This window comes from Streptomyces platensis (genome assembly GCF_008704855.1).
Lineage (GTDB): Bacteria > Actinomycetota > Actinomycetes > Streptomycetales > Streptomycetaceae > Streptomyces > Streptomyces platensis.
In genome coordinates this window covers 2,687,607-2,708,814 of sequence record NZ_CP023691.1, presented here as the reverse complement: position 1 = coordinate 2,708,814, position 21,208 = coordinate 2,687,607, and the positions used below count along the sequence as shown (strand labels likewise).

Annotated in this window: 19 protein-coding genes and 1 riboswitch; of the genes, 8 read left to right on the top strand and 11 right to left on the bottom strand. The window is 72.5% G+C overall.

Features of this window, described 5'->3' with window-relative positions; genetic code table 11:
* Nucleotides 1-91: 91 nt before the first annotated feature.
* Together CP981_RS11790 and CP981_RS11785 are read left to right on the top strand one after the other, a co-directional pair.
* Entirely contained in the window at nucleotides 92-1,261 is a 1,170-nt protein-coding gene (locus tag CP981_RS11790; RefSeq protein WP_085926786.1) for a steroid 3-ketoacyl-CoA thiolase, read from the top strand.
* A 146-nt stretch (nucleotides 1,262-1,407) separates the two neighbouring features.
* Entirely contained in the window at nucleotides 1,408-2,364 is a 957-nt protein-coding gene (locus tag CP981_RS11785) for an alpha/beta fold hydrolase (RefSeq protein WP_244329625.1), read from the top strand.
* Nucleotides 2,365-2,503: 139 nt separating this feature from the next.
* Here CP981_RS11785 and CP981_RS11780 read toward each other — a convergent pair whose 3' ends face one another.
* From CP981_RS11780 to CP981_RS11750, 6 genes are all read right to left on the bottom strand, one after another.
* Nucleotides 2,504-3,526 carry an ECF transporter S component gene (locus CP981_RS11780; RefSeq protein WP_244329624.1) on the bottom strand — a complete coding sequence of 341 codons (1,023 nt, stop codon included), beginning with the start codon at nucleotides 3,524-3,526 and terminating at the stop codon, nucleotides 2,504-2,506.
* Nucleotides 3,523-5,151 (bottom strand): ABC transporter ATP-binding protein, encoded by a 1,629-nt coding sequence (locus CP981_RS11770; protein ID WP_085926788.1) that lies wholly within the window; start codon nucleotides 5,149-5,151, stop codon nucleotides 3,523-3,525. Before CP981_RS11770 ends, CP981_RS11780 begins: the two co-directional genes overlap by 4 nt.
* A complete protein-coding gene (locus CP981_RS11765) occupies nucleotides 5,148-6,314 on the bottom strand; it encodes a CbiQ family ECF transporter T component (RefSeq protein ID WP_085926789.1) in 1,167 nt (388 codons plus the stop codon). The genes CP981_RS11770 and CP981_RS11765 overlap by 4 nt, the downstream gene beginning before the upstream one ends.
* Complete coding sequence (locus CP981_RS11760) at nucleotides 6,311-7,009, bottom strand: SCO2322 family protein (protein WP_085926790.1); 699 nt, start codon at nucleotides 7,007-7,009, stop codon at nucleotides 6,311-6,313. Before CP981_RS11760 ends, CP981_RS11765 begins: the two co-directional genes overlap by 4 nt.
* A complete protein-coding gene (locus CP981_RS11755; protein ID WP_085926791.1) occupies nucleotides 7,009-8,316 on the bottom strand; it encodes an SCO2321 family membrane protein in 1,308 nt (435 codons plus the stop codon). The genes CP981_RS11760 and CP981_RS11755 overlap by 1 nt, the downstream gene beginning before the upstream one ends.
* A 223-nt stretch (nucleotides 8,317-8,539) precedes the next feature.
* A riboswitch (cobalamin riboswitch) is annotated at nucleotides 8,540-8,660 on the bottom strand.
* A 329-nt stretch (nucleotides 8,661-8,989) separates the two neighbouring features.
* On the bottom strand, nucleotides 8,990-10,072 hold the full coding sequence (locus CP981_RS11750; RefSeq protein ID WP_085926792.1) for a Strvi_7410 family MBL fold metallo-hydrolase: 1,083 nt from the start codon (nucleotides 10,070-10,072) through the stop codon (nucleotides 8,990-8,992).
* 298 nt (nucleotides 10,073-10,370) lie between these two features.
* Between CP981_RS11750 and CP981_RS11745 the strand changes: the two genes are divergently transcribed.
* Complete coding sequence (locus CP981_RS11745; RefSeq protein ID WP_085926793.1) at nucleotides 10,371-11,822, top strand: aldehyde dehydrogenase; 1,452 nt, start codon at nucleotides 10,371-10,373, stop codon at nucleotides 11,820-11,822.
* Nucleotides 11,822-12,055, top strand: coding sequence for a ferredoxin (locus CP981_RS11740; RefSeq protein ID WP_085926794.1), 234 nt, complete (start codon nucleotides 11,822-11,824; stop codon nucleotides 12,053-12,055). The genes CP981_RS11745 and CP981_RS11740 overlap by 1 nt, the downstream gene beginning before the upstream one ends.
* Nucleotides 12,056-12,086: 31 nt before the next feature.
* Here the strand turns inward: CP981_RS11740 and CP981_RS11735 are convergent, their stop codons facing one another.
* Nucleotides 12,087-12,719: a TetR family transcriptional regulator gene (locus tag CP981_RS11735; RefSeq protein ID WP_085926795.1), complete on the bottom strand. Its 633-nt coding sequence runs from the start codon at nucleotides 12,717-12,719 to the stop codon at nucleotides 12,087-12,089.
* 239 nt (nucleotides 12,720-12,958) lie between these two features.
* Here CP981_RS11735 and CP981_RS11730 point away from each other — a divergent pair, with 239 nt between their 5' ends.
* The 4 genes from CP981_RS11730 (at nucleotide 12,959) to CP981_RS11715 (ending at nucleotide 16,949) form a co-directional block, all read left to right on the top strand.
* On the top strand, nucleotides 12,959-14,371 hold the full coding sequence (locus tag CP981_RS11730; protein ID WP_085926796.1) for a glycosyltransferase family 4 protein: 1,413 nt from the start codon (nucleotides 12,959-12,961) through the stop codon (nucleotides 14,369-14,371).
* Nucleotides 14,372-14,459: 88 nt separating this feature from the next.
* Nucleotides 14,460-15,383 (top strand): class I SAM-dependent methyltransferase, encoded by a 924-nt coding sequence (locus CP981_RS11725; protein WP_085926797.1) that lies wholly within the window; start codon nucleotides 14,460-14,462, stop codon nucleotides 15,381-15,383.
* Nucleotides 15,380-16,450 (top strand): prenyltransferase/squalene oxidase repeat-containing protein, encoded by a 1,071-nt coding sequence (locus CP981_RS11720; protein ID WP_085926798.1) that lies wholly within the window; start codon nucleotides 15,380-15,382, stop codon nucleotides 16,448-16,450. The genes CP981_RS11725 and CP981_RS11720 overlap by 4 nt, the downstream gene beginning before the upstream one ends.
* Nucleotides 16,451-16,511: 61 nt before the next feature.
* Nucleotides 16,512-16,949 carry a hypothetical protein gene (locus CP981_RS11715; protein WP_244329623.1) on the top strand — a complete coding sequence of 146 codons (438 nt, stop codon included), beginning with the start codon at nucleotides 16,512-16,514 and terminating at the stop codon, nucleotides 16,947-16,949.
* Nucleotides 16,950-16,963: 14 nt separating this feature from the next.
* Here CP981_RS11715 and CP981_RS11710 read toward each other — a convergent pair whose 3' ends face one another.
* The 4 genes from CP981_RS11710 to CP981_RS11695 form a co-directional block, all read right to left on the bottom strand.
* Complete coding sequence (locus tag CP981_RS11710) at nucleotides 16,964-17,974, bottom strand: LLM class F420-dependent oxidoreductase (RefSeq protein ID WP_085926799.1); 1,011 nt, start codon at nucleotides 17,972-17,974, stop codon at nucleotides 16,964-16,966.
* A 150-nt stretch (nucleotides 17,975-18,124) separates the two neighbouring features.
* The gene (locus CP981_RS11705; protein ID WP_085926800.1) at nucleotides 18,125-19,003 is read right to left on the bottom strand and encodes a DUF5336 domain-containing protein; all 879 of its coding nucleotides are present in this window, start codon (nucleotides 19,001-19,003) and stop codon (nucleotides 18,125-18,127) included.
* 200 nt (nucleotides 19,004-19,203) lie between these two features.
* A complete protein-coding gene (locus CP981_RS11700) occupies nucleotides 19,204-20,118 on the bottom strand; it encodes an N-acetylmuramoyl-L-alanine amidase (protein WP_085926801.1) in 915 nt (304 codons plus the stop codon).
* A 19-nt stretch (nucleotides 20,119-20,137) separates the two neighbouring features.
* Nucleotides 20,138-20,797 (bottom strand): class I SAM-dependent methyltransferase, encoded by a 660-nt coding sequence (locus CP981_RS11695; RefSeq protein WP_085926802.1) that lies wholly within the window; start codon nucleotides 20,795-20,797, stop codon nucleotides 20,138-20,140.
* Nucleotides 20,798-21,208 lie beyond the last annotated feature (411 nt).

The following is a 21,208-nucleotide window of genomic DNA, read 5'->3' as shown; positions in this document are numbered from 1 at the left end:
CATAAGACTGTTTGTAGAACTAGAACGGGTACTAGTTCTTCTTCCGTGGGTGCCGGGACATCCGCGGACGCGAGGAGAGGACGAGTCAGTCATGGCCGCGGAACCCGTCATCGTCGAAGCAGTACGCACCCCCATCGGTAAGCGCGGAGGCGCGCTCGCCAACCTTCATCCGGCCTACCTCCTGGGGGAGACCTACCGCGAACTCCTCGCCCGTACGGGCATTCAGCCGGACTGCGTCGAACAGGTCGTGGGCGGCACCGTCACCCATGCCGGCGAGCAGTCCATGAACCCGGCCCGCAACGCCTGGCTGACGATGGGCCTCCCGTACGAGACCGCCGCCACCACCGTGGACTGTCAGTGCGGATCCTCGCAACAGGCCAACCACATGGTCGCCAACATGATCGCGGCCGGGGTCATCGACATCGGCATCGGCTGCGGCGTCGAGGCGATGTCCCGGGTGCCGCTCGGCAGCGGCTCCAAGCACGGCCCCGGCAAGCCCTGGCCCGACGAGTGGAACGTCGACCTGCCCAACCAGTTCGAAGCGGCCGAACGCATCGCCCGCAACCGGGGGCTGACCCGCGAGAACGTCGACTCGCTCGGCCTCATCTCGCAGGAGCGGGCGGCCGCTGCCTGGGCCGAGGAGCGCTTCAAACGGGAGACCTTCGCCGTCCAGGTCCCCACCACCGAGGACGAACAGGCCACGGGCCAGGGCATGTGGCGGCTGGTCGACCACGACGAGGGACTGCGCGACACCAGCATGGAGGCGCTCGGCGGCCTCAAGCCCGTGATGCCGACCGCCGTCCACACGGCGGGCAACTCCTCACAGATCTCCGACGGCGCCGCCGCGCTGATGTGGGCCTCCAAGCGCATGGCACGCGCCCTCAAACTCAAGCCACGGGCCCGCATCGTGGCCCAGGCGCTGGTCGGCGCCGATCCGCACTTCCATCTGGACGGCCCCATCGACGCCACCCGCGCGGTGCTCGGCAAAGCCGGTATGTCCCTCAAGGACATCGACCTCGTCGAGATCAACGAGGCCTTCGCCTCCGTCGTGCTCTCCTGGGCGCAGGTCTTCGAGCAGGACCTGGAGAAGGTGAATGTGAACGGCGGCGCCATCGCCCTCGGCCACCCGGTCGGCGCCACCGGCGCCCGGCTCCTCACCACCGCACTCCACGAACTCGAACGCCGGGACAAGGAATTCGCCCTGATCACCATGTGCGCGGGCGGGGCACTGGCGACGGGGACGATCATTCAGCGGCTGTAGCGGAGAAGCGGCGGCCGCACGCTCGACCGCTGCGCGAAGGGGAGGAGGGCGTTCCGGCACCCCCTCCCCAACCTGAGGAAAACCACAGTTGAGTTGGGTGGAAACCCGCATTCTGCGAGGCGGGCGATCTCCGTACCGTCGACGACATGACGAACAGATCACCGCGGCAGCGCTCCTCTTCCTCTTCCTCCTCTTCCTCAACTTGCTCTCCTGCCTCCTCCGGCACTCTTGCCTACCGCGGCTACGCCCCCTCGATGACGGACGGCCCGGACCGCGCGGTCTCGGTGCTGTACGCCTCGGCAGGCCGCGCCGCCATCGCCCCCGACTACCTCGGCCTGGGCACCGGCCCCGGACGCCATCCGTACATGGACGCCCGGTCCTCCACCTCGGCCTCCCTCGACATGCTTCGCGCAGCACACACGGCCGCACGGGATCGCGGCGCCACCCTCGGCCGCACGGTGTCCCTCACCGGCTTCTCCCAGGGCGGACAGGTGGCCATGGCACTGGGCGGTGAGCTGAACCGCGGCGCCGACCGCCGGTTCCGCCTCGGCATGCTCGCCCCGGTCGGCGGGCCGTTCGACCTCGTCGGCGAGGAACTCCCCGGCATGTTCGACGGCCGTATCGACCCCCGGGCCGCCGTCTTCTACCTCTCCTTCTTCCTCACCGCCCAGAACCGTCTGCAGCCGCTCTACGACGACCCCGCCGAAGTGTTCCGCGCCCCCTACGCCGACCGGGTCGAGGACCTGTTCGACAGCGAGCATCCAGCGGAAGAGATCGCCGGCAAGCTGCCCGAACGCCTCGAAGACCTGCTGACGGACACCTGGTACCAAAAGCTCCGGCACCCTTCCGGGGCTCTGCTGGAAATGCTCCGCGCCAATGACCGCACCTGCGACTGGAAGCCGGGCCGAGATGTGCGAATAACCCTCTACTCCGCCACCGGCGACCGGGACGTCGCCATGGAGAACACCCGCAGCTGCGGCCGGCAGTTGGCCGACCACGGAGCCAAGGCCACGGTCGTGGACCAGGGTGCCGACGCCGACCACTACAAGTCATTCCTGCGCTCGGCGCCGTCCATCGCCCGCGCACTGCCGGCCGCCCGCTGATTCGGTTCTGGGGGTGAGAGGCGTCCGGCGAGACGACCGACGATCACCGACCCAGACAGGGGCAGGGGCACGGGCATGGGCATGGGCAGGGGCAGAGGGGAGGCAGGGGCCGGGGTCGGTCACCTCACCCGGGGCGACCTCACCGGGAGGCGGCTTCTCGGGGCGGATCGGGAGTGAAGGACGCGGGGACGTCGAAGGCCGCGCGGCGGGTGGCACGGCGCAGCGCTCTGAGGACGGTGCCCCCGAGCGTGCAGGTGAGGATCACGGTGACCAGGGCTCGGGGGAGGTCCCAACCGAGGGAGGTGGCAAGGCAGTAGGCGAGATAGCGGGCCAGGTTCTGGTCGAGCGGGTCGCCAGGGACGAAGGAGACCCCTGAGGTCAGGCCGGCGATATAGGGCCAGCCCTGGAGGTTCATGACCAGGCCGTAGAGGACGGCGGAGACGGCTCCGTAGGCGGCGAGCACGGCGAGTTCACCGCGGCCGCGCAGCCGGTCGGGCCCCGGCAGCAGGCCGGCGCCCATCGACACCCACCCCATCGTCAGCATCTGGAACGGCATCCACGGGCCGACACCGCCGGTCAGCAGTGCCGACGCGAACATCGCCACCGAACCCAGTACGAACCCGAACCCGGGCCCGAGCACCCGACCCGACAACACCATCAGGAAGAACATCGGCTCGATACCGGCGGTCCCCGCGCCCAGTGGGCGCATCGCGGCCCCGGCCGCGGCCAGGACGCCGAGCATGGCGATGGCCTTGGCGTCCAGGCCGGTGTCGGCGATGGTCGCCACGACAACGGCAAGCAGCATCGGCAGCAGCGCGGCGAACAGCCAGGGCGCGTCCTTGGAATGGGCGAGCCCGGAGGCGGAGTCGGCGAGCAGCGGCCAGCCGAAGGCCATCACGCCGATGGCCGAGATCAGGGCCAGCGCGGCGATGGAGCGTGGACCGAGCCGCACGGCACGGGCCTGGCGGCCGCCGCCGGGGCGGCCAGAGCTGGGGCCGGGGCTGCCGGGGCCGGAGCCGGAATCGGCGCCCGCCCTGGTGCGGCCGGGATCGGAGACGGGTTCGGAGCCGGAGCCGGGAGCAAAGTCGGTGCCGGGATCGGAGCCGGAGCCGGGGCTGGAGGCCGGCCCGAGGCCCTCCGGGCGGGGTGGGGGCACGGTCATGCGAGGGCCTCCAGGGCACGGGCCACCTGGGGAACCGTCAGCCAGGGCAGCGGGGCAAGGACCTTGGCGACCTGCGGGGCGAAGGAAGGAGAGGAGACCACGACCTCGTCGGTGGGACCGTCGGCGACGATCTCGCCGTCGGCGAGGATGACGACGCGGTGCGCCAGTTCGGCGGCGAGTTCCACGTCATGGGTGGCCAGGACGATGGCGTGGCCCTCGGCGGCCAGGGTGCGCAGCACCTCGATCAGACGGGCCTTGGCGGCGTAGTCCAGGCCGCGGGTGGGCTCGTCGAGAAGGAGCAGTGGTGGACGGGCGGTCAGCACGACCGCGAGGGCAAGGGCGAGCCGTTGGCCCTCGGACAGATCACGGGGGTGTACGGAATCCGGGACGTCCGGCAACAGCCGGGCGACCAGAGCCCGGCAGCTGCCGGCGGGGGCGCCCGCGTCCTGGTCGGCCGCGGTGCACTCGGCGGCGACCGTATCGGCGTAGAGGAGGTCACGAGGTTCCTGCGGGACCAGCCCGACATGCCGCAGGAGGTCCCGGGGGCTGGTGCGGTGCGGGACGGCGCCACCGACCCGCACCGTGCCGGACGACGGCTGATGCATTCCGACGAGGGTGGTGAGCAGGGTGGACTTCCCCGCGCCGTTACGTCCCATCAGAGCGACCGTCTCGCCACCCCGCACGGTCAGATCCACCCCGTGCAGCACCTCGGTCCGCCCCCGGCGCACACCGAGCCCCGAGACCTCCGCGGCAGCATCCGACGCTCCCGGCGTGACCTTTGGGCTCCTCCCCGGCACCTGCGGGGGGACTCCCGTCAGCTGCTCGCGCAGGGGTGCGGCCTTGCGGCGGGCGTCGCGGACGGAGAGCGGGAGCGGGGACCAGTGGGCGAGGCGGCCGAGGGCCACGACCGGGGGGTGGACGGGGGAGACGGCCATGATGTCGGCGGGGGTGCCCATGACCGGGGGCGCGCCTGGTGAGGGAAGGAGGATGACCTGGTCGGCGTACTGGACCACGCGCTCCAGCCGGTGTTCGGCCAGCAGGACCGTGGTGCCGAGGTCATGGACCAGCCGCTGGAGGACGGAGAGCACCTCTTCCGCGGCGGCGGGGTCGAGTGCGGAGGTCGGCTCGTCCAGGACCAGGACCTTGGGGTGCGTGGTGAGGACCGAGCCGATGGCCACCCGCTGCATCTGTCCGCCCGAGAGCGTGGTGATCGCGCGGTCGCGCAGCTCGGCCAGGCCCAGCAGATCGAGAGTCTCCTCGACACGGCGGCGCATCACCTCAGGGGGGAGGCCGAGCGATTCCATGCCGTAGGCGAGTTCGTCCTCGACGGTGTCCGTGACGAAGTGCGCCAGTGGGTCCTGGCCCACGGTGCCGACGACATCGGCCAGTTCGCGTGGTTTGTGGGTGCGGGTGTCCCGGCCGTCGACGGTGACCCGGCCGTGCAGGGTGCCGCCGGTGAAGTGCGGGACGAGGCCGCACACGGCGTTCAGGACGGTGGACTTGCCGACACCGGAGGGGCCGACCAGGAGACACAGTTCGCCCTCGGGGACGGTCAGGTCGACGCCCTGGACGGCGGGCGCCGTGGCATCGCCGTAGGTGACCGAGACCTGCTCGAACCGGATCACGGGGTGGGCTCCTTCGTACACGGATCGACATCAGAGGTACGGCGACGCTCACGGGACGCAGCACGGGATCCGGCCCGGTCCGTGCTCGCCGGGAGCGGGGCGACGAACGCGGGCAGCAGCCCCACGAGAACGGAAACGGCCGGCCAGAGAGGGAGAACGGGGGTGGTGAGCGGGACGGCGGGCGGATGCAGCGCGGCCGGCGCGTAGTCGTTCGCCCAGATCATCAGGGCGGCGACGGCCATGCCGGAGCCCGCGACCAGCCAGGCGCGGGTGCCCCACCGCTCGGGCCGGTAGCGGCTGCGCACCGAGCGGCGGCCACCGAGCCACAGCCCGGCGAGCGCCGCCGCCAGCCCGGCGAGCAGCAGCGGCAGCCCGTAGCCGCCGCCGGTGTCCCCCAACAAGCCGTAGGTTCCGGCGCAGACGCCGAGCAGCCCGCCGAGGGTGAGCACGGACGTGAGGCGGCGTACAGCGGGCGGTACTTGGGCGCTGCGGCCGTAGCCGCGTGCGTCCATGGCCGCGGCCAGCGCCACCGAGCGCTCCAGCGCGCCCTCCAGCACCGGCAGCCCGACCTGGAGGAGCGCCTTGAAGCCGCGGTCGGGGCGCCCGCGCAGCCGGCGGGCGGCGCGCAGCCGCTGGACGTCGGCGACCAGGTTCGGGGCGAAGGTCATCGCCACGACGACTGCGACGCCCGCCTCATAGAGCGCACCGGGCAGGGACTTCAGGAGCCGGGCCGGATTGGCGAGCGCGTTGGCGGCGCCCACACAGATGAGGAGAGTGGCCAGTTTGAGTCCGTCGTACAGGGCGAAGACCATGCCCTCCGCGGTGACCCGGCCGCCGATCCGGACGCCCTTCGCCCAGTCCGGCAGCGGTACTTCGGGCAACGTGACGAGGGTGTGCGTACCGGGGATCGGCGAGCCGAGGAAGAAGGCGAAGACCAGCCGGATGACGATCACGACCAGCCCGAGCTTGACGAAAGCGCCGTACGAGCGGGCCCACGGCGCGTCCGTACGACGCGCCGCGACGGCATACCCGGCCACCCCCACCAGCAGCCCCAGCAGCAGCGGGTTAGTGGTGCGGGAGGCCGCGGTGGCCAGGCCCAGCGCCCACAGCCACCAGGCGCCGGCGTGCAGCGCGGTGGTACGGGTCGCCTGCGGGGCGCTCATCCGCGTCGGCGGCGTGCCTGCCACACCGCTGCCGCACCCAGGGCCACGACGGCCGCGGCCCCGCCGAGCAGTCCGGCGGACGGCCCGCCGTCGCCGCTTCCACCGCCCCCGCCGTCCCCGTCGGCACGGTCCTCCGCCGCTCCCGCGGACGGCGCAGCGGAGGACGCGGACCCCTTCGCCCCGTCCTTCGACCCGTTCACCGCCTCCGCGCATCCCGCCTTCGGGTAGCCGGCGATGGCACACAGCAAGGCGTTGGCGTCGTAGCGCAGCGGCCGGGCGACCGCCGCCAGCGCCTCGCCCGCCGAGGCGTCCTCCGGCACCTGCGCACACTCCGTCCTGGCCTTCGGCGGCCGCTCGCCGCCGGGCGCGTCCGCCGCGGTGCCGAAGTCCAGCACGATGCCGATCCGCTTGCGGCCGTCCTTGGCCGGGGTGTCGCGGCAGATCGCGTCGAAGTCGGCGGCCGGGCGCGGCTTACCGGCCCCGGCGGAGTCCGCGCCGACGGTGAAGCGGAAGCCCTCGACCGCGCCGTCGGCCGGCCGCTGGGTGGCCGGCCCCTCGGTGGCATACGCCCAGGAGCCGCCCTTGCCGTCCCAGAACGACCAGTAGCGGTACTCCTGCGCCTGCGCGGGCCCGGCTGCCAGGCCGGTGACCGTACCGGCCAGCAGCACGGCGCCGGCGATCCTGGTACGCCGCATCAGAGCTGATTCTTCTTACGGCTGCTCAGCAGGAACCCGATACCGGCGCCGATGGCGAGGCCGACGCCGATGACCCACCACACCCCGATGCCGCCACCGTCCGCGGCGTCGTCGGCGTCCCTGGTGTCCTTCTGCGCCGCGGCGGCCGGCTTGGGGCCGGTGGCGTTGAGCGCGGCCACCAGGTCGGTGCCGCCGAAGGAGCGCGGGTCGGTGCCGGTGGCGTGCGCGGCCAGCACCAGCTGGGCGTACGCGGCGGGCCCGTTCTGCTTGGCCCAGTCCGTGGCGTTCTTTTCCAGCCACTTCAGCGGCTTCGCGGCAGCGGCACCGTGCCCGCCGGCCGCCAGCGCCACGACAGCGTCGGCGGTGTTGCCGACATCGGGCTGCTTCTCGGCGCCCGGCATCGCGGAGAGCAGATGCTGCCCGTTCTTGTCGAGCTGCGCGACGAGGTAGGCGCCACCGCCCGCCGCGGCCCGCTCCGGATCGTCCTTCTTCGCGTCCCCGCCGTCCTTGCAGCTCAGTGGCTTCACCGGGGTGTCCGACCGCTGGTCCGCGGGCGCCACGACAAAGCCCTTGCCGAGCGCTCCGGTCGCGGCCGCCGCGGTGGCGTCGGCGTTCGGGGCGGCACCCTTGAGCTGGAAGGTGAACGCGCCGCGCTCGCCCTCCTTCGCGTCACAGCCCAGCTGGAAGGTGAGCAGCCCGTCGTACGGGGTCTTGCCGCCCTTCTTCGAGGTCACCGACTGCGGCTTCTCGCCCGCCGCCGCGAGTGCGCCGATGACCACGGACGTGGAGTTGGCGTCGCTGGGCGAACCGGGCATCGAGCTCCAGCCGCCGTCGTCGTTCTGCACCGACTTCAGCCAGCCCACGGCCTTCTTCACGGTGTCGCTGTGCCCGCCGAGCGCGGCCAGCGCCTGCACCGCGGCGGCCGTCTGGTTGGTGTCCCGCATGGTCTTGGCGTCACAGGGCTTGCCGGGCTCGGCGCGGAAGGCGGTGAACGCGCCGTCGGCGCACTGCTGCCCGACCAGCCAGCGCACACCGGACGCGGCCGGCCGCACCCCCACCGTGTCCTGCGCCAGCAGCGCGAGCGACTGCCGCCACACCCCGTCGTACTGCGGATCCTTGGTGCCGTACAGGCCGTCCGGCAGCTTCTTGGGGGACGCGGACGCGTCGGCGGCGTCGGCGTACGCGGCGGGGGCAGCGGCCGCGCCCAGCACCGCCACGGCCGCCAGCGCCGTGGCGGCGCGGCGCGCCAGGAAGGCGACGGGGTGCGTCAGGGGGGCCTGGTGAGCCATGGAAGCCATGGGGGCCATCGGGTCGGTGCCTCTCGGGTCGGGTCGCGGCGATGGACGCAGCCGCGCTCGGCCGACCGCCCGCGCGACGATCCCCTTGGATCGCGGACGCGGTGGCACCGGGCTCAGCTCCGTATACCTCGACGGTGCCGCGCACCGGCCGTCCCTGTGGCGGACGGTTCCGGTGGCGGGAGCCTTGGTCGTGCCCCCTCGGGTGCTCCGGCTCGTACGGCCGTCCTTCCGGCCAGTCGGCGCGGTACGGGCGGGCCGTCCTCACGGTTGCGGGTCAGCGCCGGATTTCCACCGGCTTCCCCCGATCGGGTACGGATGAAGTTGTCCCGCACACCTTAACCGGCACCCGACGGGCGCTCGCTCGCACGTACGAGCCGACAAAATCCGGCACGAGCCGGGCGGAGCGGCGCGCGAGCCGCGCACGGGGCGGGCGCCCCGGCGCCGGGCACGGGCGGGATCCAGGCACGGGCGGGACGGACGGGAGCCTCGTACCGGCGGGACGGATGGGATCCGGGCACGAGCGGACCGGAAGCCGGTCACCGAACCGGCTGCCCACCGGCCGACCGTGCCCCGACCGTGCCCCCGACCGCGCCCCGGACTCCCCTCCCGCCCGCGGCCCCCGGCACACAGCGGCAACAAGCCGGACCAACCGGGACAGCGGCAACGCGAGAAGGCCGCCCCCTCACACCGCCTGATACCGCACCGGATCCGACCCCGGCACCCACTCCGCACGCCCCTGCTTCACCAGACGGCGCAGATGGGCCTCGGCCTCCGAGACAGCGATATTGCGGGAGCCGTAAGGGATCTGCTCCCACGGGCGGTTCCACTCCATGGCCATGGCGAGCTGCCAGACGGTGCGCGGTTCCTGGAGCAGGGTTTTGAGCTGGGCCAGCCGCTCTTCGTGGTGGGCGATGAGATCGCGCACCCGGCCGCCGGCGTCGGTGAAGGCGTGCTGGTGGGCGGGCAGTACCTCGGCGGGGGCGAGCCGGGCGACGCGTTCGAGGGAGTCGAGATAGTCGCCCAAGGGGTCGGCGTCCTCCCCGGAGCTCTCCATGCCGTGCGGGCCGGGCGGACTCCCCTCCGCGTCCGGGGCCTCGTACAGGCCGATGTGCGGGGTGATGCCGGGCAGGAGGTGGTCGCCGGAGAACAGCCGGCCGAAGCCGGGCGTCCGCGCCGAGGGGTGCTCCTCCTCCAGGTGGAGGCACACATGGCCGGGGGTGTGGCCGGGCGTCCAGATGGCGCGTACCCGGCGTCCCGGCAGGTCGAGAAGTTCGCCGGGGTCGATGCCGCGGTCCGGCAGCGCGGCCTGCCGACCGGGCAGTTTCCGGCCGTTCCCTGTGGCGCGGGCCTTCCGCAGGGGCGCCAGATGGTCGTCCGGTGCGCCCGCCGCCGTGAGCTTGGCGAGCAGGTAATCGAGCCACTGGCCCGGTTCGGCCGCGCGGGTGCGGCGGACCACCGCGGTGTCGGCGGCGTGCATCGCGATCCAGGCGCCGGAGGCCTCCCGGACCTTGGCGGACAGACCGTGGTGGTCGGGGTGGTGATGGGTGATCAGGACGCCGTGCAGGTCGGTGAGGGCGAACCCGCAGGCGGTGACGCCGGCGACGAGGGTGTCCCAGGAATCCGGGTCGTCCCAGCCGGTGTCGATGAGCACCGGCCCGCGGTCGGTCTCCAGGAGGTGGACGAGGGTGTGGCCGAGGGGGTTGTCCGGGATGGGAACGGCGATGCTCCACACCCCGCCCTTGTGGTCGGTCACCTGCGCGGTCATCCCGGTCCCCTCTCGGTGTGGCATACACCCGGTACCCGGCCTCACTATAACTAGAACTGGTTTCAAAGCGGCTTGAAGTATCCGGTCCGGCAGGGCGAGTTGGGATTCGGTCGGTGTCGTGGACTCCTCCAAGTAGAACTGGTATCAGTTCCTGAAGTGAGTGGCCTGATGCCTCGTCAGCAACCGCGCCCGAGGCACCTCGGCAACAGCAGCGAGCCGGCAACGACAGCGAACCGGCAACGACAGCGAACCGGCAGGGACCGCCGGACAGGCGGCCGACCCGCAGGAGGCGGCAGCGATGAGCGACCTCGTCGAGCACGGAAAGCTCTACATAGGCGGTGAGTGGGTCGATCCGGCCGGCCGGGACACGATCGAGGTCGTCTCGCCGCACACCGAACAGGTCATCGGCCGGGTGCCGCACGCCTCGCGGGCCGATGTCGACCGTGCGGTGGCCACGGCCCGTACGTCCTTCGCGTCCGGGGTGTGGGCGAACGCCCCGCTGGCGGACCGGATCGCGGTGGTGACCCGTATCAAGGACGCCTTCGCGGCCCGCAGCGAGGAGATCGCCAGGGTCATCAGCGCGGAGAACGGCACCCCGTTCACCTCCGGCGTCATGGTGCAGTCGCTGGCCGCGATGCTGGTGTGGGACGCGGCGCTCACGGTGGCCCGCGACTTCCCGTTCGAGGAGCGGCGGGGCGGGGTGCTGGGCCCGCTGCTGGTGCGGCGGGAACCGGCCGGGGTGGTCGCGGCCGTGGTGCCGTGGAACGTCCCGCAGTTCACCGCCGCCGCCAAGCTCGCGCCGGCGCTGCTGGCCGGCTGCTCGGTGGTGCTGAAGGTGTCACCGGAGACCCCGCTGGACGCGTATCTGCTCGCGGAGATCGCGACGGAGGCCGGGCTGCCGGCGGGGGTGCTGTCGATCCTGCCGGCGGACCGCGAGGTGAGCGAGTACCTGGTCGGGCACCCCGGCGTGGACAAGGTGTCGTTCACCGGCTCGGTGGCGGCCGGCAAGCGGGTCATGGAGGTCGCGGCCCGCAACCTCAGCCGGGTCACGCTGGAGCTCGGCGGCAAGTCCGCGGCGGTGATCCTGCCGGACGCGGATCTGGACGCGGCGGTGGCCGGTATCGTGCCGTTCGCCTGGATGATCAACGGCCAGGCGTGTGTGGCCCAGACGCGGATCCTCGCCCCGCGCAGCCACTATGACGAGATCGCCGAGCGGTTCACCGCGGCGGCCTCGGCGCTCACCGTCGGCGACCCGCTGGATCCGGCCACCGAAGTCGGCCCGCTGGTCGCCCGCCGTCAGCAGCAGCGCTCGCTGGACTACATCGCGCTCGGACAGCAGGAGGGCGCCAAGGTGCTGACCGGCGGCGGCCGCCCCAAGGGACAGACCACGGGCTGGTACGTCGAACCGACCCTCTTCGGCGAGGTCGCCAACTCCATGCGGATCGCCCGTGAGGAGATCTTCGGCCCGGTCATCTGTCTGCTGCCGTACGACGACGAGGCGGAGGCGGTACGGATCGCCAACGACTCCGACTACGGGCTCTCCGGCTCGGTGTGGACGGCCGAGGTCGACCACGGCATCGAGATCGCCCGGCAGGTGCGCACCGGTACGTACTCGGTGAACACCTTCAGCATCGACATGCTCGGCCCGTTCGGCGGCTACAAGAACTCCGGCATCGGGCGGGAGTTCGGCCCCGAGGGCTTCGGTGAATACCTGGAGCACAAGATGATCCATCTGCCGGCGGGTGCCTGATGGGGGACCGCTGGCGGGTGGTGGTGGACCGGAACGTCTGCATCGGGTCGGGGATGTGTGCCGCGGCGGCGCCGGACGGCTTCCGCCTCGACTCGGCGCGGCAGTCGCATCCGGCGGCGCCGGAGACGGACGCCGCCGAGAGCGTGCTGGCCGCGGCCGAGGGGTGCCCCGTGGAAGCGATCACCCTCACCGTGGCCGACAGCGGCGAGGCGGTGTTCCCACCGGAGGAATGAGCGACGGCGGCACGGCCCCCAGCCCCCGGCCTCAGCGCTCCCGTTCCCCTGAAGTGACCTCGATCAGGCGGCACACCGTCTCGATGTCTATCTTCACCTGGGCGATCGAGGCGCGGCCCGACAGCCAGGTGATCAGGGCCGAGTGCCAGGTGTGCTCGATGACGCGGACCGCGGAGAGCTGCTCGGGGGTGGCGGGGCCGTCCAGGCCCATCGCGTCGAGGATGATCGCGGTGGTCAGCCGGGAGACGGTGTCCACCTCGGGGCTGACGGAGCGGTCCGCGAAGGTCAGTGCGCGCACCATCGCGTCCGCGAGATGCGGCTCGCGCTGGAGTGCGCGGAACGCCCGCATCAGGGTCTGGGCCACCCGCGCGCCCGGGTCCTGCTCCGACGGCGGGCGCTTGCGCAGCGTCTCGTGCATGTGCTGGAGCTGGTCCTGCATGGTGGCGACCAGCAGATGCACCTTGGAGGGGAAGTAGCGGTAGAGGGTGCCGAGCGCGACGCCCGAGGACTCGGCGACCTCGCGCATCTGCACGGCGTCGAAGCCACCACGGGACGCCAGCTTGGCGCTGGTGTGCAGGATGCGGCGGCGCCGGGCCTCCTGACGCTCGGTCAGGGGGGGACTCGCGGGAAGGGTCGGTCTGGCCGCCTTGGATTCCGTAGTCATATTTCCCATTCCGTGGCATTCCGTCCGCGATGCGGCGAGTGCCGGTGGTGTGCTCGGCACAGCATGGCAGGGGGGCGGGTGGTGGCGCGAATCACCTGGTGTGGCTCTTTTCGCTTCGTTCTCGGCCGGTAGATTCGAAGCTCGGTGAACTGATCAGTAGCCAATCAGTTCTGAAACTTGTTCTAGATTACCGCCAGCGGTTACGCTCCGGCGAAAGTCCAGTGAGAAGGGGGCCGAGCGTGACCGCAGAGGCCGTCCAGGCAGCCGTGCCTCGCCCCGCAGAGGGCTCCCCGGCCTCCGCCCCGACGAACGGCGAGCGTCCCCTGCGGATCGCGATGCTCACGTATAAGGGGAACCCGTTCTGCGGTGGACAGGGCGTCTACGTACGGCACCTCTCCCGCGAACTGGCCCGCCTCGGCCACTCCGTCGAGGTCATCGGCGCCCAGCCCTATCCCGTCGTCGACGACGGGGTGACCCTGACCGAGCTGCCCAGCCTGGACCTCTACCGTCAGCCGGACCCGTTCCGTACGCCGAAGCGCGGCGAGTACCGCGACTGGATCGACGCCCTCGAGGTCGGCACGATGTGGACCGGCGGCTTCCCCGAGCCGCTGACGTTCTCGCTGCGGGCCCGGCGCCATCTCGCCGCCCGCAGCGGCCAGTTCGATGTCGTCCACGACAACCAGACCCTCGGCTACGGCCTGCTCGGCGGCCCCGGCGCCCTCGGCGCCCCGCTGGTCACCACGATCCACCATCCCATCACCGTCGACCGCCGGCTCGACCTGGCGGCCGCCGGCGGCTGGAAGCGCCGGGCCTCCGTCCGCCGCTGGTACGGCTTCACCCGGATGCAGAAGCGCGTCGCCCGGCGGCTGCCGTCCGTGCTGACCGTCTCCGGCTCCTCTCGCCAGGAGATCGTCGATGACCTCGGGGTGGCCGCCGACCGGATCCATGTGGTGCATATCGGCGCCGACACGGACTTGTTCTCGCCGGATGCCTCGGTGCCCGAGGTGCCCGGCCGGATCGTCACCACCTCCAGCGCGGATGTCCCCCTCAAGGGGCTGATCCACCTCGTCGAGGCGCTCGCCAAGGTGCGCACCGAACAGCCCGACGCGCATCTGGTGGTCGTCGGCAAGCGTGCCGACGACGGGCCGGTCGCCGCCGCCATCGAGCGGCTCGGTCTGTCCGGTGCCATCGAGTTCGTCAAGGGCATCAGCGACCCCGAACTCGTCGACCTGGTGCGCAGCGCCCAGATCGCCTGTGTCCCCTCGCTCTACGAGGGCTTCTCGCTGCCCGCCGCCGAAGCGATGGCCACCGGCACGCCGTTGCTGGCCACCACCGGCGGCGCCATCCCCGAGGTCGCCGGCCCGGATGGCGAGACCTGTCTCGCGGTGCCCCCGGGTGACGCAGATGCGCTGGCGGGCGGGCTGCTCCGTCTCCTGGGCGACGAGACGCTGCGCCGCCGGCTCGGCGCGGCCGGACGGGAGCGGGTGCTGGCCCGCTTCACCTGGCGGCAGGCCGCCCTCGGCACCGCCGAGCGCTACCGCGAGGCCATCGCCCTCCAGAGAGGCCGGGCCGGCGCCCGTACCCTCCCCGGGGCAGCGTCCGGCGGGGCCGCCGGCACCGCGACCGCGCCGAGTGCCGCCGGGCACGTCTAACCGAACGCCACCCCCTAGTGGCCCGACCGGCCCGTACCTTTTTCCGCAGCCACCACCGCCACCAACCGCCGGACGAAAGCAGAACGCCGTGCTGACCGTCGACTTTTCCCGCTTCCCGCTCGCTCCGGGCGACCGTGTGCTCGACCTGGGGTGCGGCGCCGGCCGGCATGCCTTCGAGTGCTACCGGCGCGGCGCGCAGGTCGTCGCCCTCGACCAGAACGGCGAGGAGATCCGCGAGGTCGCCAAGTGGTTCGCCGCGATGGAGGAGGCGGGTGAGGCCCCGGCGGGTGCCTCCGCCACCGCCATGGAAGGCGATGCGCTGAACCTGCCGTTCCCCGACGACAGTTTCGATGTCGTGATCATCTCCGAGGTGATGGAGCACATCCCGGACGACAAGGGCGTGCTCGCCGAGATGGTCCGGGTGCTGCGCCCCGGCGGACGGATCGCGGTCACCGTGCCCCGTTACGGCCCCGAGAAGGTCTGCTGGACGCTCAGCGACGCCTATCACGAGGTCGAGGGCGGCCATATCCGCATCTACCGCGGCGACGAGCTGCTGGGCAAGATGCGGGAGGCCGGTCTGGAGCCCTACGGCACGCACCACGCGCACGGGCTGCACAGCCCCTACTGGTGGCTGAAGTGCGCCTTCGGGGTGGACAACGACAAGGCACTGCCGGTGCAGGCGTACCACAAGCTGCTGGTCTGGGACATCATGAAGAAGCCGCTGGCCACCCGGCTCGCCGAGCGGGCGCTGAACCCCGTCATCGGCAAGAGCTTCGTCGTCTACGCCACGAAGCCGCATCTGCCGCAGGCGGCCGCCGCCGAGCCGGCCGCCGCCGAGGCGGGCGAGTCCGCCGCCCCCGCCACCCCGGCCGCCGAGCCGGCGGCCGGTACCGCAGCGAAGGCCCGCAAGGCCGCACCGGGCACCAAGTCCGGCGCCAAGGCCCCCGCCAAGGCCCCCGCCAAGTCCGGTGCCAAGCCCGCCGCCAAGCGCTCCTCCGGGGCCGCCAAGTGACAAGTCCCGGGCGTACCGAACGCCTCGTCCTGCCGGGGGTGCTCACCGCCGAGGATGCCGCCCACACGGTGGCCGGCATCCTGGCGACCCAGCGGACGGACGGCGCGATCCCCTGGTTCCGGGGCCACCACCTCGATCCGTGGGACCACACCGAGGCCGCCATGGCCCTGGACGCGGCCGGCGAACACGAGCGTGCCGAGGCCGCGTACGACTGGCTGGTGCGGCATCAGAACCCGGACGGGTCCTGGTACGCGGCCTACGCCGACGGCGACGCCGGGGAACCCACCGACCGCGGCCGGGAGACCAACTTCTGCGCCTATCTCGCGGTCGGCGTCTGGCACCACTTCCTGTCCACCGGCGACGAGACCTTTCTCGACCGCATGTGGCCCGCGGTGCATGCCGCGACCGAGTACGTCCTGGAGCTCCAGCAGCCCGGCGGCGAGATCGGCTGGAAGCGCGAGGACGACGGCACACCCGTCAACGACGCGCTGCTGACCGGCTCGTCCTCCATCTACCAGGCGCTGCGCTGTGCGCTGGCGCTCGCCGAGCAGCGCGAGGAGCCGCAGCCGGACTGGGAGCTGGCCGTCGGCCGCCTCGGCCATGCGATACGCAGCCACCCCGAGCGGTTCCTGGACAAGTCCCGCTACTCCATGGACTGGTACTACCCGATCCTCGGCGGCGCGGTCCGCGGTGCGCAGGCCCGTGAGCGCATCGACGCGGACTGGGAGCGGTTCGTCGTGCCCGGTCTGGGCGTGCGCTGTGTGCTGCCCAACCCCTGGGTCACCGGCGGCGAGAGCGCGGAACTGGCGCTCGCCCTGTGGGCGATGGGGGAGTCCGAGCGGGCCGTACAGATCCTCAAGTGGATGCAGCACCTCCGCGCCGAGGACGGGATGTACTGGACCGGGTACGTCTTCGACGACGACGCGATCTGGCCACAGGAGCGCACCTCCTGGACCGCCGGTTCGCTGCTGCTCGCGGTGGCCGCCCTGGGCGGCGACGAGGCCACCACCACGGTGTTCGGGGGCGAGCACCTGCCGACGGGGCTCGATCCGGACTGCTGCCGGTAGGCCGGCGACCGTCAGCGCACCCGGCCGGGCATCGGCAGCCGTCCCGTAAGGGCTGCTGCCGGTGGGCCCGCGGCCCGTACGGACCATCCCGTACGGACCATCCCGTATCCACCGCGCCGACGCCGCACTCACCGCCGGGGCCGCCTTCGACGTCCCGCCCGAGGTCGCCGCCGACTGCCTGGAGGAATGGCTCCAGTTGTGCGCCCTGCCCGAGGTGACGGCGGAGCGCGGCGAGCGGCTCTTCGGCCCCGGCCGCACCCTGCACTTCCACGCCACCGACACCCCGCCCGAGCTGAACGCCGAGTGGCTCGTGGACCTCACCGGCGAGCGGCTCGTCCACCGCCGCGCCCACGAGAAGGCCGCGGTCGCGGTGCGCGGCCCGCTCACCGACCTCCTCGCGGTGCTCTACCGCAGGCTGCCCGCCGACAGCGACCGGGTCGAGGTGCTGGGTGAGCGCGCACTGCTCGACGGGTGGCTGGAGTGGGCCTCGTTCCGGTGAGCCGCCCGCGGCCGTCAGGAGTTGAGCTCGGCCAGGACCCGTAGCGTGTCCGGGTCGGGGGCGGTGACCAGCAGGTCGGTGACCGGTCCTGAGCGCCACAACTCCAGCCGCTCCGCGATCCGTTCGCGCGGGCCGACCAGCGAGATCTCATCGGCGAAGGCGTCCGGAACGGCCTGCACCGCCTCCTGTCTGCGGCCTTCGAGGAAGAGTTGCTGCACCCGGCGGGCCTCCTCCTCGAAGCCCATCCTGGCCATCAGGTCGGCGTGGAAGTTCCTGGCCGCGTGCCCCATCCCGCCGATGTAGAAGCCGAGCATCGCCTTGACCGGAAGCAGCCCCTCGGCGATGTCGTCGCAGACCACGGCGCGGGCCATGGGGGCGATGAGAAAGCCGTCCGGGGCCTCGGACAGGGACGCCTGGTAGACGTCGGTGCGGCCCGGCGACCAGTACAGCGGCAGCCAGCCGTCGGCGATCCGGGTCGTCTGGGCGATGTTCTTGGGCCCCTCCGCGCCGAGCAGGAGGGGGAGTCCGGGCCGCAGTGGGTGGGTGATGGGCTTGAGCGGCTTGCCCAGGCCGGTGCCGTCCGCGCCGCGGTAGGGATGCGGGTGGAAGGCCCCGTCCGACTCCACCGGCCCTTCCCGGCGCAGCACTTGGCGGATCACGTCCACGTATTCGCGGGTGGCGGTCAGCGGGCTCCTGGGGAACGGCCGGCCGTACCACCCCTCGACGACCTGCGGTCCGGACAGCCCCAGGCCCAGCAGCACCCGGCCGCCGGAGAGATGGTCGAGGGTGAGGGCGTGCATCGCGGTGGCGGTGGGGGTGCGGGCCGCCATCTGCGCGATCCCGGTGCCCAGTCTGATCCGGGTGGTGTGGGCGGCGATCCAGGTGAGCGCGGTGAAGGCGTCCGACCCCCAGGCCTCAGCGGTCCACACCGAGTCATAGCCCAGCCGCTCGGCCGCGCGGGCGAGTTCGAGGTGCCGGGGGTCCGGGCCGCGGCCCCAGTAGCCCAGTGCCAGTCCGAGTCGCATACCGATCGCCCCTCTCCGGCGGACGGTGACCTGCGAATCTGACGATAGGTCAGATCGGTGTCGGGAACTGTACGGCCCGGCCACCGGCAGCGCAACGGCCCCCCGCCCGCAGGGGCGAGGGGCCGCGAAAGGACCGCTGTGCGTCCGGCGTCAGCCGCGCTGGATGCCGGTGGTGTCCTGGAGGACGCCGCGCCGGCCGTCCTGGGTCTGCGCGATCAGAGCCGCACCGCGCTGCTCCACCGCCAGGTACCAGGTGCCGGGCGCCAGTTCGGCGATCGGCGCCGGGGCGCCGTCCTCGCCGTACAGCGGGCGCGCGACGGGCACCGCGAACCAGAACGGCGCGAAGTCCGCCGGGGCACCGGCCGCCGCGGTGGCACCCGCCGGGCCGCCGGCCGTGGCGTCCACCGGCGCCTGCTGGCCGTGCGGCTGGCCGCCCTGGGGCTGCGGCTGGCCGCCCTGGGGCTGCTGGGCGCCCGGGTAGCCGTAGCCCTGGCTCGCCTGCTGCTGGGCGCCGGGGTAGCCGTAACCCGGGTTGGGGCCCGCCCCGTAGGGGGTGGCGGGCTGCTGCGGCTTCGGGGCGCCGATCAGGGCGGCCTTGAGCGGCGGGAGGAGCGGGGTGGCGATGGCGCCACCGGCCAGGATCAGGGCGGCGATCAGGCCGATGATCTGGCCTGCGCCGGCGCTCGGGGCGCCGATGAGGACCCAGAGCGCCGTCCACGCCACGAAGACGGTGAGGGCGACGCCGAACTGGCCGAGGTCGAGACCGGCGATCTTGCGCGCCTGCTGCTGCGGCAGCGCACGGCTGACGACGATGATCGCCGCGCCGATCACCCCGGCCAGGTACACGCTCATCAGGGCCGCCACCGAGTCCCAGGCGTTGATGCTGCTGTAGCTCTGGGCTTCGCAGTACTTGGCGAGCGGTCCGGAGCAGTCCTGGCTGCCGGTGGAAGGGAGGAACGAGGCGATGAACAGCAACACCGCTGCTCCGATCACCACGCCGTCGCCTCGAGTGAGGGAGCGGATGTTCACGTAAGGGTCCTTTGTCGGTTTCGTGGGTCCGGTCGTCGCTGTCGCGGTGCGCGCAGTGCGAGGCACGGCGGTGGCCACCCATCGTAAAGGGGAACCGGTCGCCGAATCCGGCGGCCCGTCGTGTTCGTTTCCGCGCGCTATCGGTACGCCGTCCCGGATCCGGTATCGGAGGGGTTCCGGAGCCGGGTTCGACGGTCCGGTCAGTGCGTCAAGAAGTCCGTAATGCCCTCGGTGATCCCACGGGCCGCCTTTTGACGCCAGCGCGCATCGGTCAATTGCGCGGCGTCCTTCGGGTCGCGCATATTGCCGCACTCGATGAACACCTTCGGCACCGTGGAGAGGTTGAGGCCGCCGAGATCGGAGCGCTTGTCGAGCCCGCTGCCGCCGCCGATGTAATTCGACGCCGCACTTCCGGTGACCGTGCGGAACCGGCCGACCAGCCGCTCGCCCAACTGCCGCGAGGGCCCGACGATCTTGGTGGTGTCGGCCGGGCCCGCCGTGACGCGGGCGGGCAGGATGACATGGAAGCCGCGATTGCCGGCGCCCGAGCCATCGGCGTGCAGGGACAGCGCGGCATCGGCGTGCGCCGTGTTGCCGATCTCCGCGCGCTCGTCGACGCACGGCCCGTAGGGGCGGTCGCCGTTCTGGGTGAGGACGACCTTGGCGCCCTGCTCCTGGAGGAGCGTGCGGGCCCGCCGGGCGAGGTCCAGGGTGAAGGACGCCTCGGCGTATCCGTCGTTGGTGGCGGTGCCGGTGGTGTCGCACTCCTTGCGGTCGTTGCCGATGTCCACCTGCCGGGCGATCTCCCGGCCGTGCTCGCTGTTGTGCGGATTGTGGCCGGGGTCGAGCACCACGACCTTGCCCTTGAGGCTGTCGCGCGGGCTGTCGCCCTTGGAGCCCTTCCCGGGGGTGGGGCCGTCGCCGGACCCGGTCGCGCCGCCGGAGGCGCTCTCCGCCGGGCCGCCCGGTGCGGGCTGCCCGGCTCCGGGCCCGTCGTGGCCCGACGAGCGCCAGGCCAGCCAGCCGCCCAGGCCGGCGACGACTACGGCGGCCAGCACGACGAGGAGGGTGCCGCGCAGGCGGCGGTGCGAGGGGAGAGAACTGCCGTTCGACACGTCCGCGATCGTAGCCCGCTCAGATGCCCGCCCCGGTGCGCCGCAGGACATGCAGCGACCCATGGGCCGAGATCTCGGTGAACGCGCCGGACTCCAGGGCCCTGCGGTAGATGCGGTACGGGGCCTGGCCGCCGTCCGCCGGGTCCGCGAAGACATCGTGGATGACCAGCAGCCCGCCGGGCGCGAGATGCGGCGCCCAGCCCTCGTAGTCGGCGGTGGCGTGCTCGTCGGTGTGCCCGCCGTCGATGAAGACCAGACCCACCGGGGCCTGCCAGACGGCCGCGGCCTGCGGCGACCGGCCCACCAGGGCGAGCACATGCTCCTCCAGGCCCGCGGCGTGCAGGGTGCGGCGGAAGGTGGGCAGCGTGTCCATCCGGCCGACCTCCGGGTCGACGACGGTCGCATCGTGGTACTCCCACCCGGGCTGCTGCTCCTCGCTGCCCCGGTGGTGGTCGACGGTGACGGCGAGCACCCCGGCGCCGCGCGCGGCGTCGGCGACCAGGATCGTGGACCGGCCGCAGTAGGTGCCGACCTCCACCAGCGGCAGCCCCAGGGCCGCCGCCTCGGCCGCCGCCGCATACAGGGCGAGGCCCTCGTCCACGGGCATGAAGCCCTTCGCCGCCTCGAAAGCGGCGAGTATCTCCGGCTGCGGAGCGGTCGGAGCCGTGGGAGCGGGCATGGGCTTCCTCCTGTGGTGCGGTCAGGGGCTCATCGTGCCGTACGGGGCGGCGCCGGTGGAGTGCGGGTGTCCCGGTGCGGAACATTCGGATATCGGAACGGCGGTTCGCATTTCCCGCAGCGGGCGCCCCGGCTCTTCCTGCCGGTTCCTGCCGGGTTCCGGTCCGTTCCCCGGCTGTTCCCGCCGATTTCCCGTCGCCGATTTCCGGGATGCCCGAAAGCGGTGAATTGGGGGGGCGGGGAGTCGGCTGGGGGGAGGGGCGAGGAAGGGGCGAGAGGGAGGGGGTGGGAAATGACTTTCGGGACGGAATTCACCGGGTCGTTTGTGGTGCGCATGCGAGCTGTCCCCCCGGGGGAATCCCTGCCGGGTCCCGCGCGTCCTGCGTCGGCCGGTCGCTGCCGGGCGCGGGGC